Source organism: Streptomyces griseicoloratus, assembly GCF_014534645.1.
In the GTDB taxonomy this organism is placed as follows: Bacteria; Actinomycetota; Actinomycetes; order Streptomycetales; family Streptomycetaceae; genus Streptomyces; species Streptomyces griseicoloratus.
Window position 1 is genome coordinate 134,494 of record NZ_JACVQF010000182.1, and the last position, 16,974, is coordinate 151,467.

At 72.0% G+C, this 16,974-nt stretch carries 14 protein-coding genes; 2 read left to right on the plus strand and 12 right to left on the minus strand.

Annotated elements, in window-relative coordinates; all coding sequences use genetic code 11:
* Nucleotides 1-18 precede the first annotated feature (18 nt).
* On the plus strand, nucleotides 19-762 hold the full coding sequence (locus H0H10_RS11190) for a nucleotidyltransferase domain-containing protein (RefSeq protein WP_188180732.1): 744 nt from the start codon (nucleotides 19-21) through the stop codon (nucleotides 760-762).
* Here H0H10_RS11190 and H0H10_RS11195 read toward each other — a convergent pair.
* The 12 genes from H0H10_RS11195 to pyrG form a co-directional block, all read right to left on the minus strand.
* Nucleotides 688-1,440 carry a nucleotidyltransferase domain-containing protein gene (locus H0H10_RS11195; RefSeq protein ID WP_188180733.1) on the minus strand — a complete coding sequence of 251 codons (753 nt, stop codon included), beginning with the start codon at nucleotides 1,438-1,440 and terminating at the stop codon, nucleotides 688-690. The genes H0H10_RS11190 and H0H10_RS11195 overlap by 75 nt on opposite strands.
* A gap of 3 nt (nucleotides 1,441-1,443) precedes the next feature.
* Nucleotides 1,444-2,466: an ADP-ribosylglycohydrolase family protein gene (locus H0H10_RS11200; RefSeq protein WP_188180734.1), complete on the minus strand. Its 1,023-nt coding sequence runs from the start codon at nucleotides 2,464-2,466 to the stop codon at nucleotides 1,444-1,446.
* Nucleotides 2,463-3,182 (minus strand): NUDIX hydrolase, encoded by a 720-nt coding sequence (locus tag H0H10_RS40520; protein WP_188180735.1) that lies wholly within the window; start codon nucleotides 3,180-3,182, stop codon nucleotides 2,463-2,465. The genes H0H10_RS11200 and H0H10_RS40520 overlap by 4 nt, the downstream gene beginning before the upstream one ends.
* A 73-nt stretch (nucleotides 3,183-3,255) precedes the next feature.
* Entirely contained in the window at nucleotides 3,256-4,317 is a 1,062-nt protein-coding gene (locus H0H10_RS11210; RefSeq protein WP_188180736.1) for a pseudouridine synthase, read from the minus strand.
* Nucleotides 4,317-5,009: an SMC-Scp complex subunit ScpB gene (gene scpB, locus H0H10_RS11215; RefSeq protein WP_188180737.1), complete on the minus strand. Its 693-nt coding sequence runs from the start codon at nucleotides 5,007-5,009 to the stop codon at nucleotides 4,317-4,319. The genes H0H10_RS11210 and scpB overlap by 1 nt, the downstream gene beginning before the upstream one ends.
* Nucleotides 5,006-5,989, minus strand: a complete 984-nt coding sequence (locus H0H10_RS11220; RefSeq protein WP_309141772.1) for a segregation and condensation protein A — start codon at nucleotides 5,987-5,989, stop codon at nucleotides 5,006-5,008. The genes scpB and H0H10_RS11220 overlap by 4 nt, the downstream gene beginning before the upstream one ends.
* 534 nt (nucleotides 5,990-6,523) lie before the next feature.
* Nucleotides 6,524-7,036, minus strand: coding sequence for a hypothetical protein (locus H0H10_RS11225; RefSeq protein ID WP_223179699.1), 513 nt, complete (start codon nucleotides 7,034-7,036; stop codon nucleotides 6,524-6,526).
* Nucleotides 7,037-7,077: 41 nt separating this feature from the next.
* Nucleotides 7,078-8,205 carry a ParA family protein gene (locus H0H10_RS11230; RefSeq protein WP_188180739.1) on the minus strand — a complete coding sequence of 376 codons (1,128 nt, stop codon included), beginning with the start codon at nucleotides 8,203-8,205 and terminating at the stop codon, nucleotides 7,078-7,080.
* Between the two features lie 414 nt (nucleotides 8,206-8,619).
* Complete coding sequence (gene ald, locus H0H10_RS11235; RefSeq protein WP_188180761.1) at nucleotides 8,620-9,735, minus strand: alanine dehydrogenase; 1,116 nt, start codon at nucleotides 9,733-9,735, stop codon at nucleotides 8,620-8,622.
* Between the two features lie 143 nt (nucleotides 9,736-9,878).
* Nucleotides 9,879-11,906, minus strand: a complete 2,028-nt coding sequence (locus tag H0H10_RS11240; RefSeq protein WP_188180740.1) for a tetratricopeptide repeat protein — start codon at nucleotides 11,904-11,906, stop codon at nucleotides 9,879-9,881.
* Nucleotides 11,907-12,068: 162 nt separating this feature from the next.
* Nucleotides 12,069-12,695 (minus strand): NUDIX domain-containing protein, encoded by a 627-nt coding sequence (locus tag H0H10_RS11245; RefSeq protein ID WP_188180741.1) that lies wholly within the window; start codon nucleotides 12,693-12,695, stop codon nucleotides 12,069-12,071.
* A gap of 82 nt (nucleotides 12,696-12,777) precedes the next feature.
* Nucleotides 12,778-14,427, minus strand: coding sequence for a CTP synthase (gene pyrG, locus H0H10_RS11250; RefSeq protein WP_188180742.1), 1,650 nt, complete (start codon nucleotides 14,425-14,427; stop codon nucleotides 12,778-12,780).
* Nucleotides 14,428-14,942: 515 nt separating this feature from the next.
* Between pyrG and H0H10_RS11255 the strand changes: the two genes are divergently transcribed.
* Nucleotides 14,943-16,745, plus strand: coding sequence for a glycoside hydrolase family 15 protein (locus H0H10_RS11255; RefSeq protein ID WP_188180762.1), 1,803 nt, complete (start codon nucleotides 14,943-14,945; stop codon nucleotides 16,743-16,745).
* The last annotated feature ends 229 nt before the right edge of the window (nucleotides 16,746-16,974 follow it).

A 16,974-nucleotide genomic window follows, 5' to 3' on the forward strand; every position in this document is an offset into this window, starting at 1 on the left:
CCCGCGTACGCTCCGGGCATGCGCCCCGAGACCCTGGTACGCGACCACACGATCTACGCCTGTGTCATGGGTTCGCGTGCCTTCGGTCTGGCGACGGACGGCAGCGACACCGACCGCCGGGGCGTGTACCTCGCACCCACTCCCCTTTTCTGGCGGTTCGACAAGCCGCCGACGCATGTCGAGGGCCCGGCTCCGGAGCAGTTCAGCTGGGAGCTGGAACGCTTCTGCGGGCTGGCCCTGCGCGCCAACCCGAACATCCTGGAGTGCCTGCACTCCCCGCTCGTGGAGTACGCCGACGACACCGGCCGCGAGCTGCTCGACCTGCGCGGGGCGTTCCTGTCCCGCCGGGTCCACGAGACGTTCACGCGGTACGCCCACGGCCAGCGCCGCAAGCTGGACGCCGACGTGCGCACGCACGGCGCCCCGCGCTGGAAGCACGCGATGCACCTGCTGCGGCTGCTGACGAGCGCCCGCGACCTGCTGCGCACGGGCACGCTCACCGTCGACGTCGGCGACCGGCGCGAGGCGCTGCTCGCCGTGAAGCGGGGTGAGGTGCCCTGGTCGGAGGTCGGCTCCCGGATGGCCCGGCTGGAGGAGGAGGGCGAGGAGGCCGCCCGCCGCAGCCCGCTGCCAAAGGAGCCGGACCGGCGCCGCGTGGAGGACTTCCTCGTCCGCACCCGCCGCGCCTCAGCCCTCCAGCCGGGTCCGTACGACGAAGTCGTGCAGGGCGTCGTGGGCGGTGGGGGCGTCGGGCAGGGATGACGCCGCCTGCGCCTCGTCCAGCACGCCGTGCAGCCGCTCCACGTCGGCCCGCACGCGCGCGTGGTCGACGCCGGCCTCCCCGTGCTCGCGCTCCGCCTTGGCGGCGATCAGCTCCGGCAGGTAGGCCGGGGCGGCGTCGACCTCCCCGGCGAGCGTGGGCAGATGGGCCTGCACCTCGCCGCCGCGCATCAGGTGGATGCCGGTGAGCAGCACCCGGAAGGTGTACAGCAGCGGCTTGAGCTCGCCGCTCTTCTCGAACAGCCGCCACTGCGTGGTCGCGAAACCCCGGTAGTGGTGGGCGTGGTGACCGGTGAGGACGCCCGGCGCGAGCGCGGCCAGTTCCCGGTGCGCCTCGGTGGTGTGCACGACCAGCGGCGACAGCAGCTGCTCCAGCACGTAGCCGTTGCGCCGGAGCATCAGCCGTACGAACTTGCGCAGGTCGTGCGTGACGAGATCCATCTCGACACCGTCCCGGTCCCACATCCGGGACCTGGTCTCCTCCGGCTCGCGCAGGCCGACGAGGTCGGCGGCCGGCAGCAGGTGGACGCCGCGCAGGTCGACGTCCGAGTCGCGGGACGGGAAGCCGTACAGGTGGGCGCCGGAGACGGTGGCGAACAGCAGCGGGAAGGGCTGCTGCGCGACCACCGGGGCCAGGTCGATGTCCAGGGCGTCGGTCATGGCTCAGGCGTCCCAGAGCGCCCCGAGCGCCAGCAGGTCCCCCCGGTACTCGATCCGGTCGGCCCACGGGGCCGGCCAGGCGTCGGCGCCCAGGTACGCGCCCGCGAAGGCCCCCGCCAGGCAGGCGATGGAGTCGGAGTCGCCCGAGGTGCAGGCGGCGCGGCGCAGAGCCGTCAGGGGTTCGTCGACGAACAGCAGGAAGCACAGCAGCCCGGTCGCCAGGGCCTCCTCGGCGATCCAGCCCTCGCCGGTGACCAGGCACGGGTCGGTCTCGGGCGAGACGGTGCGCACGGCGTGCTGGAGGCGGTCGAGGACCGCAAGGCACTCGTCCCAGCCGCGGGCGATGAAGTGCTCGGGCGTGGGGTCCTGGGCGCGGGTCCACAGGTCGCCGAGCCAGCGCTCGTGGTAGCGGGCGCGGTTGTCGTAGGCGTACGACCGCAGCCGCCCGACCAGTCCGGTCGGGTCGGCGCCCTCGGCGAGCAGCCGTACGGCGTGCGCGGTGAGGTCGGAGGCGGCGAGTGCCGTCGGGTGTCCGTGGGTGAGCGCCGACTGCAACTGGGCGGCACCCGCGCGCTGTTCGTCGCTCAGTCCGGGGACGAGCCCGACCGGGGCGACCCGCATGTTGGCGCCGCAGCCCTTGGAGCCGATCTGGGAGGCGTCCTGCCAGGGCCGGCCGGGGGCCTCCAGGAGTTCGCAGGCCCTGATGCAGGTGTTGCCCGGTGCCCGGTTGTTCTCCGGCGACCGGTTCCAGGCGATGAACTCCTGCCGTACGGGCTCGGTCATCGCCTCGGGCGTGAGCACCCCCCGGTCCGTGACCGTCCGCAGCGCCCTTCCCAGCGCCAGCGTCATCTGCGTGTCGTCGGTGACGATCGCCGGCGTGGGCAGCTCCATCTCCCGCCACGGGCCGCACTTGGCGAGGATCGACGGGACGTCGCTGAACTCGGTGGGGAAGCCGAGCGCGTCCCCGAGGGCGAGTCCGGTGAGCGCCCCGGTGGCGGCGCGCTTGGTGACGGTGGTCGTGGTCATGCGGGGCGTCCTTCCCGGGACGGTCGGAGCAGGGGCGGGTTCAGGGCGGTGGCGGTGCCCGCGCGGTACAGGGCGGCGGGTTTGCCGCGGCCGCCGGTCAGGCGGGCGGCACCCGGCACCGGTTCGACGAAGCCGGGCGTGGCGAGGACCTTGCGGCGGAAGTTGGGCCGGTCCAGCGGCGTGCCCCACACGGCCTCGTAGACCTGCTGGAGCTCGCCGAGGGTGAACTCGGCCGGGCAGAAGGCGGTGGCCAGGCAGGTGTACTCCAGCTTGGCGCCGACGCGGGTCCGGGCGTCGGCCAGGATCCGGTCGTGGTCGAAGGCGAGGGGACCGGCCTTCTCGTACGGCACCCAGCGGGCCTCGGCCGCGTCGGTGCCGGCGTGCGGCTCGGGAGGGCCGGGCAGCAGCGCGGCGAACGCCACCGACACCACCCGCATCCGCGGGTCGCGGCCGGGCTCGCTGTAGGTGCGCAGCTGCTCCAGGTGCAGTCCGGTCACGTCCGCCAGGCCGGTCTCCTCGGCCAGCTCCCGGCGGGCGGCCGTCTCCGCCGACTCCTCCGGCAGCAGGAAGCCGCCGGGCAGTGCCCAGCGGCCCGCGTACGGCTCCTGCCCGCGCTCGACCAGCAGCACGTGCAGCGCGCCCGCGCGGAGTGTGAGGACGGCGAGGTCGACGGTGACGGCGAAGGGCTCGAAGGCGTGCTTGTCGTATCCGCGCACGATCGCCCACCCCCTTTAATAGTCAGTACGACTATAAAGAGGGCGGGCGACCGGAACAACCCTTCAGGGCCGCCTACAGGTCGACCTCCTGCATGAGCATCCCGACCTCGGTGTTGGACAGCCGGCGCAGCCAGCCCGACTTCTGGTCGCCCAGCGTGATCGGGCCGAAGGCGGTGCGCACCAGCTTGTCGACGGGGAAGCCCGCCTCTGCCAGCATCCGCCGCACGATGTGCTTGCGGCCCTCGTGGAGGGTGACCTCGACGAGGTAGTTCTTCCCGGTCTGCTCCACCACGCGGAAGTGGTCCGCGCGCGCGTACCCGTCCTCCAGCTGGATGCCGTCCTTCAGGCGCTTGCCGAGGTCGCGCGGGATCGGGCCCACGATGTGCGCGAGGTAGGTCTTCTTCACGCCGTACTTGGGGTGGGTCAGCCGGTGCGCCAGCTCGCCGTGGTTGGTGAGCAGGATGACGCCCTCGGTCTCGGTGTCCAGCCGGCCGACGTGGAAGAGCCGGGTCTCGCGGTTGGTGACGTAGTCACCGAGGCACTGGCGGCCCTCCGGATCCTCCATGGTGGACACCACGCCGGCGGGCTTGTTCAGCGAGAAGAACTGGTACGACTGCGTCGCCACGGTCAGGCCGTCGACCTTGACCTCGTCCTTCTCCGGGTCGACGCGCTTGCCCTGCTCGGTGACGATCTCGCCGTTCACCTCGACGCGCGCCTGGTCGATCAGCTCCTCGCAGGCGCGGCGGGAACCGTAGCCCGCGCGCGCGAGGACCTTCTGCAGCCGCTCGCCCTCCTGCTCGGCGCCCGGGAAGGTCTTGGGCAGCTTGATGTCCTTCTTGCCCGCGTACCGCTCGCGGTTGCGCTCCTCCGCCCGCGTCTCGTACTCGCGGGACCGGGCGGGGGCGGTACGTCCCCGCTGCTGGGGCTTCTTCGGACCGCCCTTGGCTCCGCCGCGGGCCGCGCCGCCGCGCCCGGACCTGGGCCCGTCGGGGGAGGCGCCGGGACCGACGTCGTAGCGGCGCTCCTCCGGGCGGGGCTTGCGGGGGCGGCCCTGCCCCTGCTTCTGGTCCCTGTTGTTGCCGGCGCCGCGGTAGTTACCGCGCCCGCCGCTCTTGCCGCTGCCGCTGCTTCGCATCAAAGTTCCGTCGTCGTCGTGTTCGTCGTGTTCGGCGTACTGGTCGTGCCCGCCGGGTGACCGTCGTCCGCGTCGGGCGCGTCCGGGTCGAACGACGGCACGCCCTCCTGGGTCTCGGCCTCGATCGCCTCCGCCTCCGGGAGGAAGGGCGCGAGCTCCGGGAGCTCGTCCAGACCGCGCAGGCCCATCCGCTCCAGGAAGTAGTTCGTCGTCACGTACAGGATCGCACCTGTTTCGGGTTCCGTGCCCGCCTCCTCCACCAGACCGCGCTGCAGGAGGGTGCGCATCACGCCGTCGCAGTTCACCCCGCGCACCGCCGAGACGCGGCTGCGGCTGACCGGCTGCCGGTAGGCGACCACCGCCAGGGTCTCCAGCGCGGCCTGGGTGAGGCGGGCCTGCTGGCCGTCCAGGACGAAGCCCTCGACGGCCGCGGCGTACTCGGGCCGGGTGTAGAAGCGCCAGCCGCCCGCGACGAGCCTGAGCTCGAAGCCCCGGCCCTGGACGGTGTACTCGTCGGCCAGCTCGCGCAGGGCGTCCGCGATCTGCCGCCGGGGCCGCTGGAGGACCTTCGCGAGGTGTTCCTCGGTCGCGGGTTCGTCCACGACCATGAGGACGGCTTCGAGCGCCGGCTTGAGGTCCAGGCCGGCGACGGCCCGCAGCCCCGCCGGAACCTCCGTGGTGTCGTCGCTCACGCCTTCTTCTCCTCCTCGGTCTCCTCGGCCGGCCGGTCGAACTCGTCGGTCACCATGGGCCCGGCCTCCGCGTCCCCGCCGGTCCAGCGCACCAGCAGCTCACCGAGCGCGGTCTCCTGCTCCAGGGCGACGGCCTTCTCCCGGTACAGCTCCAGCAGGGCCAGGAACCGCGCCACGACGGTCAGCGTGTCCTCGGTGTCCTCGACGAGGGCGCGGAAGCTCGCCTCGCCCAGGTCCTTCAGCCGCGCGACGACGATCCCGGCCTGTTCCTGCACGCTGACCAGCGGAGCGTGGATGTGCTCCACGTACACCTGCGGCTTGGGCCTGGGCTGCATCGCCTTGACGGCGAGCCTGGCGAATCCCTCGGCCCCGATGCTGATGACCACCTCGGGCAGCAGCTCGGCGTGGTGGGGTTCCAGGCCGACGGTACGAGGGTAGCGGCGGGCCTCCGCGTCCAGCCGCTCGCTGAAGATCTCCGCGATCCGCTTGTAGGCGCGGTACTGCAGCAGCCGCGCGAAGAGCAGGTCACGGGCCTCCAGCAGCGCCAGGTCGGCCTCGTCCTCCACCTCGGCGGCGGGCAGCAGCCGCGCCGCCTTCAGATCGAGCAGCGTGGCCGCCACGACCAGGAACTCGGTCGTCTCGTCGAGGTCCCACTCCGGCCCCATCGCCCGGATGTGCGCCATGAACTCGTCGGTCACCCGGGACAGGGCGACCTCGGTGACGTCCATCTTGTGCTTGGAGATCAGCTGCAACAGCAGATCGAAGGGCCCCTCGAAGTTGGCAAGCCGAACCTTGAAGACCCCGTCATCCGCTTCCCCACCACCGCCCGCCCGGCGCGCCTCGTCCGCCGCGGCAGCACCGGCAGCGCCGCCCTCGGTCTCGGGCTCAGGCTTGAGACCGGTCTCGGGCCCGAGGCGGGCCTTGAAGACTCCGTCATCCGCTTCCCCCGCACCGCCCGCCCGGTACGGCTCGTCCGTCACGGAAGCGCCGGGAGCGCTGCTCCCGGGCCCGTGCTCGGGCTCGGAAGGGGCTCGTGGCGGAACCCGGCGGGACGCGTCCTGTGGCGGGGCGTCGTACTGCTCGGAGCCGGTTCCTGCCACCGCGTCCGGCCGGGCGACGGCCGACGGGCCCGGCTCGCCGGGCGTCGCTTGCGGGGCGGCACCGCCCGGGCCCGGCTCACCCGGCGTCGCTTCCGAGGTGGCACCTTCCGGGACGGCACCGCCCTGACCCAGTTCGCCAGACGTCGCTTCCGGGTCCGGCTGGGGCTCCGGTGCGTGTGCCATCCGGGGAACGTCCCGGGAGTCCGGCTCGCCCTGCGGCCGTGGCCGGGGCGCCCCGGGCCCGGGGGCGTCCGGCCGCTCCCCGGCAGGCTCCGTGCCCACGGGCTCCGGAGCCTCGGACGGCCCGGCGGCGGCCGGCGGCATTCCCGGCCCCCTGCCCAGCGCACGCCGACGACCGGCGAGAGCACCGGAGCGGGGGGCGTCGTTCGAGGTCATGGCCCCGGAAGGCTACCGCTACCGCCCGCGCAGCCGTCGTACGAGGATGCTGGCGTCCCCGCGGGTCTCCAGGTCGGCGAGCACCACGGCGACCGCCTCGCGGACGATCCTGCCGCGGTCGACGGCGAGGCCGTGCTCGCCCCGGAGCACCAGACGGGCGTGCTCCAGGTCCATGAGCTCCTCGGCGGAGACGTACACGGTGATCTTCTCGTCGTGCCGCTCGCGCCCGCTGGGGCGGCGCGCGGCACCCCGCCCGCGCTTGCGGGGCTGGGCGGAGGCGGATCCGTCCTGCGCGCCCGTCCCGGCGCCGCCGCGCCGCGTGGAGCGCTCCGCGCCCCGGCTGCGCGACTCGCCGGCCGCGGCCGGCTCCGCGTCCGCCGCGACGTGCTCCGCGCCCTCGCCGTCACCGGCCTGCGCGGGCACCGACTGCGGCGCGTCCTCGGCGGCCGCCGGGTCGCTCTCCCCCGCCGGCGCCGGCACCCTGGCGTCGCCGCCGGCCGGTCGCCGCGGGGTGGACGCCTGCAGCGCCATACCCCCTGTCGTACGGAAGAGTTCGTCGGCCCCCGGCAGACTCACTCGGCGTGACACCGGGCGAGCACCTCCCTGGCGAGCTGGCGGTAGGCGGCGGCACCGACGGAGTTGGAGGCGTACGTGGTGATCGGCTCACCGGCGACCGTGGTCTCCGGGAAGCGGACCGTGCGCCCGATGACCGTGTGGTAGACGTGGTCGTCGAACGCCTCGACGACACGCGCGAGCACCTCACGGCTGTGCACCGTGCGCGAGTCGTACATCGTGGCGAGGATGCCGTCGAGCTCCAGGTCGGGGTTGAGCCGCTCCTGGACCTTCTCGATGGTCTCGGTCAGCAGCGCCACACCGCGCAGCGCGAAGAACTCGCACTCCAGCGGCACGATCACCTTGTGCGCGGCCGTCAGGGCGTTCACCGTGAGCAGGCCGAGCGAGGGCTGGCAGTCGATCACGATGTAGTCGTAGTCGTCCATCAGCGGCTTCAGCGCGCGCTGGAGCGTGGACTCGCGGGCGACCTCGCTGACGAGCTGGACCTCGGCCGCCGACAGGTCGATGTTGCTGGGCAGCAGGTCCATGTTGGGGACCGCGGTCTTCAGCAGCACCTCGTCGGCCGCCATGCCCCGCTCCATGAGCAGGTTGTAGACGGTGAGGTCGAGCTCCATCGGGTTGACGCCGAGACCGACGGACAGCGCGCCCTGCGGGTCGAAGTCGACGAGCAGCACCCGGCGCCCGTACTCGGCGAGCGCGGCACCCAGGTTGATGGTCGACGTCGTCTTGCCGACGCCGCCCTTCTGGTTGCACATCGCGATGATCTTGGCGGGGCCGTGGTCGGTCAGCGGGCCCGGGATCGGGAAGTACGGCAGCGGGCGTCCCGTCGGGCCGATGCGCTCGCGGCGCTGACGGGCCGCGTCGGGCGCGAGCGTGGCCGCGTACTCGGGATCGGGCTCGTACTCCGCGTCCGGGTCGTAGAAGTGCCCCTCGGGCAGTTCGTCGTAGTCGGCGAAGTGGTTGCGGGGCGCGCCACTTCCGTCGCCGGCCATGGCGTTCACGTGTTGGCCATCCATGCTCATGTGTGCTGTCTGAGTTGCCTGCGGACTCTGGTGGGCTGCGAAGGTGCGTACCGCGACGGAGCCGACAGCCTCGAGACGCCCGGGGCCGTGGGCCCGTGCAGGCATTCCTGGTTGACCACCCCCGGGAGTAAATGTCGACTCATTCACAAGTCGTCTTACCTCCTTGGTGACCAGGAAACTTCTAGACAGGTCAGCGTGGCACCATGCCGACGGTTGGCGACTCTATGGCGTGTCGGCGGTCCGCAGCAACACAATCCGCCGGACCCGGCCCGATGTGTCGGCAATGAAACATCCCCCTGTCAAGGGCGTACGGCCGTCGCACAGCAGGTTTCACCGGTGCGCGAATCGGTTGAAGCGTTACGTTCGAGGCGAGTTGACCGAGAATCGCAAAGTGACCATACACACATCCGGCCGGACCTTGTCGGGCAAGGTCCGGCCGGGCGTGCGGGGTTGACGGCGTCTGTTGACGTATCGCCTTTACCGGTTGATGACTTAGCCGATTTACCGGCCTGCGGCGGGTCAGCCGAGCAGCGAGGACAGCTCCACGTGCTCCAGGCCGTGGGCCTCGGCGACCTCCTTGTAAACCACCTTGCCGTCATGGGTGTTGAGACCCTTGGCGAGCGCGGGGTCGCGGCGCAGGGCGTCGGCCCAGCCGCGGTTGGCCAGCTCGACGATGTACGGCAGGGTCGCGTTGGTCAGCGCGTAGGTGGAGGTGTTGGGCACCGCGCCGGGCATGTTGGCGACGCAGTAGAAGACCGACTCGTGGACCTTGAAGGTCGGCTCGGCGTGCGTGGTCGGGTGGGAGTCCTCGAAGCAGCCGCCCTGGTCGATCGCGATGTCGACAAGGACACTTCCCGGCTTCATCCGGGACACCAGCTCGTTGCTGACCAGCTTGGGGGCCTTGGCGCCCGGGATCAGGACGGCGCCGATCACGAGGTCGGCCTCAAGGCAGGCCTTCTCCAGCTCGAAGGCGTTGGAGACGACGGTCTGGATCTTCGTACCGAAGATCTTGTCGGCCTCCTTCAGCTTGTTGATGTCCTTGTCGAGCAGGGTCACGTGGAAGCCCAGGCCGATGGCGATCTGCGCGGCGTTCCAGCCGGAGACGCCGCCGCCGATGACGACGGCCTTGCCGGCCAGCACACCGGGGACGCCGCCGGGCAGCACACCGCGGCCGCCGTTGGCGGCCATCAGGTGGTAGGCGCCGACCTGCGGGGCGAGCCGGCCCGCGACCTCGGACATCGGGGCGAGCAGGGGCAGCGCGCGGTTCGGCAGCTCGACCGTCTCGTAGGCGATCGCGGTGGTGCCGGACTGCAGGAGGGCGTCCGTGCACTCCTTGGACGCGGCCAGGTGCAGGTAGGTGAAGAGCGTCTGGTCCTTGCGGAGGCGGTGGTACTCCTCCGCGATGGGCTCCTTGACCTTCAGCAGCAGGTCGGCGGCGGCCCAGACCTCGTCGGCGGTGTCGAGTATCTGCGCACCGGCGGCGACGTACTCGTCGTTCGGGATCGAGGAGCCGACACCGGCGTCGCGCTCCACGACGACCTGGTGACCGTTGCGCACCAGCTCGTGGACGCCGGCGGGGGTGATGGCCACCCGGAACTCGTTGTTCTTGACCTCGCGGGGAATGCCGACCTTCACGTCGATCACGGTCCTTGACTCAGAGGATAGGGCTATTACAAGACATACCCGTACGTGCGTGGGCACACCGGGAGAGACCGCAGGAGAAGGTGCGGCAGAGCCAGTCTAATGAAGGTGTTCCCGCTGTCTAGCCTTTCAAAGCATCAATCTTCAGCGGGTGTGCTGCGGATTTCGCAGGTGTTAACGGGGTCCTCCCCCAACAATCGCTCTGCTGCGGCCCGGTGCAGCCCGGCCGCCGCGGGATCGCCGAGGTGGTCCAGCGTGTCGGCGAGGCGCAGGTGCAGCGCCGCCTGCAGCCGTACGTCATCGGCCCGGCGGGCCTGCTCGACCGCCTCCTCGCAGGTGCGCAGCGACTCCTCGGGCCGTCCGGCGTACTCCTGGACCCGGGCCAGCTCGCTCAACGCCCGTGCGTGTGCGGTCGCATCGCCGGTCCTGCGGTACCCGGCAATCGCGGCGCGCCAGCCCCGCACCGCCTCGCCGTAGCGGCCGGCGTAGGTGTGGGCGGTGGCGATCCGGCCGTAGATCCGGGCGGCGTCGGCGCGCTCGTCCCGGGCGAGCCGCTGGACGAGGGCGCGGCCGAACCAGTCGGCGGCCCGGTCGTAGTCGCCCAGCTCCAGATGGGCGCCGCCTACGGATTCCATCGCGCGGCCGGTCGCGTACGGGTCATTTGCTTCGCGTCCGGCGTCCAGCGCGGCCCGGTAGCGCACCAGCGCCTCGGCCGTACGGCCCGTGCGGGCGTCCAGGTCGCCCAGGTTCAGCAGGGCCGCGGCCTTCTCGCGGGGCAGCTCGCGGCGCTCGGCCACGTCGAGGACGAGCCGGTGGATCCCGTACAGGTCGGCAGCCGCCGCATGGGTGCCGAAGTGCGCCACCATGGCCCGCACGAGCTGGGACATCAGCCGCCGGGCGAGGGTGTCCAGCTCCCCGTCGGCGACCGCGAGGCGGGCCGCGGCCAGCAGGGCGGGGCGGCGGATGCGCAGCCAGTCGGCGGCGGCCCGGGGGGTGGGGAAGCGCAGGGCGCGCGGCATGCCGAGGAGCTTCTCGCGGGCCTGCGGGCTGTCGGTCTCGGTGATCGCCCGGCAGGACTGCAGCAGCCGCACGGTCCGCTCCAGCATGCGCGCGCGGGCGAGCTGCAGTTCGGCGGGCCGGTCGTGCGCCTCGGCGAGCGCCTCCAGCAGGGGGTGCAGACAGCCCGGCACCTCGTACTGCGGCAGCGGCGAGCCGACCGCGCGCAGCATGCCGAGGGCGACGAAGCCGTCCAGGGTGGTGCGGGCGCCCTCCACGGAGCAGCCGGCGAGCGCGGAGGCGGTGTGCGGGTCGACCAGGCCGGCCGGGGCGAGGGAGAGCAGCCGCAGCGTCCGGGCGGCCGGGCCGGGCAGGGACGCGTAGGCGAGCCGGAAGACGCGGCCGAGGGGTCCCGCCGCGTCACCGTCGCCGTGCAGCTGCCGGGCGAGGTCGGCGACGGCCGCCTTGGGGCGGGCGGCCAGCCAGCCGCCGGCCAGGGTCAGCGCGGCGGGCTGGGCCTGGCAGGCCTCGACCAGCTGCTCGGCGGCGCGGGGGTCGACGGTGATGCGGACCGAGCCGGCGTGCCGGGACAGCAGCCGTACGGCCGACTTGGTGTCCATGCCCCCGAGGGTGCACGGGCGGACGTCCGCGATACCGGTCAGCGGGCCCTCGGCGACGGCGACGACCAGGCAGTCCGGGCTGTCCGGGAGCAGGGCGTCGACCTGCTCGGCGTCGACGGCGTCGTCGAGCAGGAGCAGTGACCGGCGGTCGGCGAGGGCGGTGCGCAGCTCCTGGGTGAGGTCGTCCTCGCGGGCTCCGGGCGGAACGGTCCGCTCCAGCTCGGTGAGCAGTTCCCGGGCGAGGTCGGCGACGGGCACGCGCGTGCCGTCCGGCTCGCTCAGCCGGGCGCGCAGTACGCCGTCCGGGTAGCGGTCGGCGACCTGAGAGACGAGTTCCTCGGCGAGTGCGGTCCGGCCCGAGCCGGGCCGGCCGGCGATGAGCAGCACGCGCGCGCGGGGGGCCTTGCGGCCGGAGAGGGTGTCCAGCCCGGCGCGCTCGATGTCGGCGCGCAGCTCCTTCAGCTCCCGGGTGCGGCCGAGGAAACGACCCTCATCGAGCGCGTCGTCCGACAGCCGCACGCCGTCCGTGTCCACCGCCTGTTCCGTCACGGGCCACACTCCCGATCCCACCGCACGCCGGCGCCCGCCGGTACTCCGGTCCGGGCGTTTCCCGAGCCTAGTTCACGCTCTGCTACGTCCCGGGCGGAGCACGGCGGTCACGTCGCTCGATCGGATCAACCGATGGTCACACCGGAAATGACCCGAGTGGGCTCACGCCTCGAAGGGCCGTGCCGGCCACGGCGCCTCGGCGGGCCGCAGCGCGTCGAGGCCGTCGCCGTGCTGTGCGGCGACCAGCGAGAGCACGCCGACGACGAGGCAGTTGTTGTGCAGCTCGCCCGCGAGGACTCCGCGGACCAGGTCCTCGACCGGCACCCGCTCCAGCTCCATGTCGGCCTCTTCGTGCTCGACCTTGAAGCGCTCGCCCTCCGCCTCGGACAGGTTCCGGGCGAGGAAGATCCGTACGGCCTCGTCGCAGCCGCCGGGGGTGGTGTAGACGTCGGTCAGCACCCGCCAGTCCTCGGCCTTGACGTGCGCCTCCTCGTACAGCTCGCGCTGGGCGGCGTGCAGCGGGTTCTCGCCGGGCACGTCGAGCAGGCCGGCCGGGATCTCCCACAGCTTCTCGCGCACCGGGTGGCGGTACTGGCGGATGACCAGGACCCGGCCGGCGTCGTCGAGGGCGAGGACGGCCACGGAGCCGGGGTGGACCTGGTAGTCGCGGGTCACCACCGAGCCGTCGGGCATGACCACGTCGTCGGTGCGGACGGAGGTCTTGTTGCCCCGGAACGGGGTGCTCGTCGCCCGGATCTCCCACTCCTCGGGGGTGTCCTTGATCGTCATGCCCTGTCCTTCCAGACGTGCGCGAAAAGCCGGGGCACGCCCCGCTGAATGGGCGCGCCCCGGCCACCGTACAACTGGTGTGCTACTTCGACGTCTTCCGCTCGACCGCGGCCTTGACCAGCCCGGCGAACAGCGGGTGCGGGCGGGTGGGGCGCGAGCGCAGCTCCGGGTGCGCCTGGGTGGCGACCAGGTAGGGGTGGACGTCACGCGGGTACTCGACGTACTCCACGAGCTTGCCGTCCGGAGAGGTGCCCGAGAAGACGATGCCGGCCTTCTTCTCCAGCTCCGCGCGGTAGGCGTTGTTCACCTCGTAGCGGTGGCGGTGCCGCTCCTCGATGTACTCCTTGCCGTCGTAGACCTCGCGCACGATGGAGCCCTCGGCCAGCTTGGCCGGGTACATGCCGAGCCTCATCGTGCCACCCATGTCGCCCTCGCCGGCGACGATGTCCAGCTGCTCGGCCATGGTGGAGATCACCGGGTGGCCGGTGGCCGGGTCGAACTCGGTGGAGTTGGCGTCCGTGATGCCGGCCAGGTTGCGCGCGGCCTCGATCACGATGCACTGCAGGCCCAGGCACAGGCCCAGCAGCGGGACCTTGTTCTCGCGGGCGTACTTGATCGCGCCGACCTTGCCGAGCACACCGCGGTCGCCGAAGCCGCCCGGGATGCAGATGGCGTCGACGTCGCCGAGCTGCGCCTTGGCGCCGGCCGGGGTCTTGCAGTCGTCCGACGTGACCCACTTGATCTTCACGCGGGCCCGGTTGGCGAAGCCGCCCGCGCGCAGCGCCTCGGTGACCGACAGGTAGGCGTCGGGCAGGTCGATGTACTTGCCGACCAGGGCGAGGGTGACCTCGTGCTCGGGGTTGTGGACGCGGTCGAGCAGGTCGTCCCAGGTCGTCCAGTCCACGTCACGGAACGGCAGGTCCAGCTTGCGGACGACGTAGGCGTCCAGGCCCTCGGTGTGGACGACCTTCGGGATGTCGTAGATCGACCGGGCGTCGGGGCAGGCCACGACGGCGGCCTCGTCGACGTCGCACATCAGCGAGATCTTGCGCTTGATCGCGGTCGGCACCTCGCGGTCGCAGCGCAGCACGATCGCGTCCGGCTGGATGCCGATGTTGCGCAGGGCGGCGACCGAGTGCTGGGTCGGCTTGGTCTTGAGCTCGCCGGAGGGGCCGATGTAGGGAAGGAGGGAGATGTGCACCACGAAGACGTTGTCGCGGCCGACCTCGTGCCGGACCTGGCGGACGGTCTCCAGGAACGGCAGCGACTCGATGTCGCCGACCGTGCCGCCGACCTCGGTGATCACGACGTCCACCTCGTCCGTCGCCATGCGGCGGATGCGGTGCTTGATCTCGTTGGTGATGTGCGGGATGACCTGGACCGTGTCGCCCAGGTACTCGCCGCGCCGCTCCTTGGCGATCACCGTGGAGTACACCTGGCCGGTGGTGACGTTGGCCGAGCCGTCCAGGTCGCGGTCGAGGAAACGCTCGTAGTGGCCGATGTCCAGGTCGGTCTCGGCGCCGTCGTTGGTGACGAACACCTCACCGTGCTGGAAGGGGTTCATCGTGCCCGGGTCGACGTTCAGGTACGGGTCGAGCTTCTGCATCACCACGCGCAGGCCCCGGGCCTTGAGCAGCATGCCCAGGCTGGAGGCGGTCAGCCCCTTGCCGAGCGAGGAGGCGACACCCCCGGTGACGAAGATGTGCTTGGTCGTCGTGGATTTGGGCGGCATGGCCAAGAGGGGGCTCCCGTGGTCGCGGTCTGGGGTGCGGCGCGGCCGTCCGGCCCGGTCGTCCCGGGTTTTTGTCGGCGGCGCCGTCGCTGCGGTTCCGGGGTTTGTCTCCCACCGGTCCACGGGCTACCAGCGTATCAGCGCCGGAAGGTGATGGCTCCCGGCCACGCTCCGCGCACGCGCCGACACGCACGTGCACCGCTTACTGTTTTCTCACCCGGTGCTCACTCGTCCGGCGGACCCGCGTTGCCCGGAGCGGCACACAGATCATCTGTGTGCGTCGTATCCTGCTCGGACATTCACTGCCGAGCCGGCCCGGCGACACGGCACCACCCCTCGCCCGTCTGCACCGGAACAACAAGAGCTCGTCAGTTCGTTGAGCAAGAATTGTCGTTTGGCGTCACAACAGGGTGACTGCTTTGCTTCATCGCTCAACGACGCATCACAACCACCCCTTGACCGCACTAGCGACCGCCCCCACGCGGGGTGACGTGGCCGTTCGACTGGAGTTGCACGTGGCCGGGCGCATCGAAGACTACGCACTCATCGGAGACATGCAGACCGCTGCCCTGGTCTGCCGGGACGGCACGGTCGACTGGCTGTGCCTGCCCCGCTTCGACTCGCACGCCATCTTCGCCGGCCTGCTGGGCACCGAGGAGCACGGATTCTGGCGGCTCGGTCCCGCGTACGCCCCCGGCGAGAAGCCTCCCTCCGCCCACCGGCGGAACTACCGCGGCGACTCGCTGATCCTGGAGTCGGAGTGGGACACCCCGCGCGGCACGGTCCGAGTGACCGATTTCATGCCCCCGCGCGACGGGGCACCCCAGCTCATCCGGATCGTGGAGGGCCTCTCCGGCCGGGTGCCGATGCGCTCGGAGCTGCGGATGCGGTTCAGCTACGGCCGGGTGGTCCCGTGGGTGCACCGGCACGAGGGACGCACGGTGGCCGTCGCGGGCCCCGACTCCGTGTGGTTCGACACGGAGGCCGAGACCTACGGCAAGGCGCTCACCACGTACGCGGACTTCACGGTCGCACCGGGTGACCGGATCGCGTTCACCATCTCCTGGGAGCCCTCGCACAAGGAGCCGCCGCCGCTGCCGGAGCCGGAGCAGTCGCTGGAGGCGACGGAGGACTTCTGGCGGGAGTGGGTGGAGCACTGCACGTACCACGGTCCCTACCGCGAGGCCGTGGTCCGCTCCCTGATCACGCTGAAGGCCCTGACGTACGCCCCGACCGGCGGAATCGTCGCCGCGCCCACCACCTCCCTGCCTGAGGAGATCGGCGGCGTGCGCAACTGGGACTACCGCTACACCTGGCTGCGGGACGCGGCGATCACCCTGTCCTCGCTGCTGCGCACCGGCTACCGCGAGGAGGCCCGCGCCTGGCGCGAGTGGCTGCTGCGGGCGGTCGCCGGCGACCCGGAGAACCTGCAGATCATGTACGGCATCGCGGGCGAGCGCGAGCTGGGCGAGGCGGAGCTGGACTGGCTGCCCGGCTACGAGAACTCCGCCCCGGTGCGGGTCGGCAACGGCGCCGCGCACCAGCTCCAGCTGGACGTGTACGGCGAGGTCACCGAGGCCCTGCACCTCGGCCACATGACCGGCCTGGCACGCAGCGACTACGCCTCCCTGCTCCAGCTGAAGCTGATCCGCTACCTGGAGGACCACTGGCAGGAGCCGGACGAGGGCATCTGGGAGGTGCGCGGGCCGCGCCGCCACTTCGTGCACTCCAAGGTGATGGCCTGGGTCGCCGTCGACCGCACCATCAAGCTGATCGAGTCCGGTGACGCCGACGGCCCGCTGGAGCGCTGGAAGCAGCTGCGCGACGACATCCACCGGGACGTGTGCGAGAAGGGCTACGACAAGGAGCGCAACACCTTCACGCAGTCCTACGGCTCCCAGGAGCTGGACGCCTCGCTGCTGCTGATCCCGCAGATGGGCTTCCTGCCCCCGGACGACAAGCGGGTCATCGGCACGATCGAGGCGATCCAGCGGGAGCTGTCCACGCCGGACGGCTTCATCCTGCGCTACCCCACCGAGGGCCGGCACGCGGGCGTCGACGGCCTGCCCGGCGACGAGGGCGCCTTCCTGGCCTGCTCGTTCTGGATGGCCGACGACCTGGCGATGATCGGCCGGGTGGACGAGGCGAGGAAGCTCTTCGAGAAGCTGCTGTCCCTGCGCAACGACCTGGGCCTGCTGGCGGAGGAGTGGGACCCGCGCCTGCAACGCCAGGTCGGCAACTTCCCGCAGGCCTTCAGCCACGTCCCCCTGATCGACACGGCCCTGCGCCTGACGGCGAGCGGCGCGTACGCGGGCTGACGCACCCGACGCCCACAACACCCACCACCGCAGCTACGGCCAGCCGCCACAGCTCGCCGTAGCTGCGGGCAGACGCCGTAGCTCGCCGTAGCTGCGGGCAGACGCCGTAGCTCGCCGTAGCTGCGGGCAGTCGTGCCGCTGGGGCGGCACGGGTGGGCGCAGCGGCACCCCGGCAGCGCCGGGCCACGCGACCCACCCGACGGCCACCGTGACGCCGCGCGCACAGCAA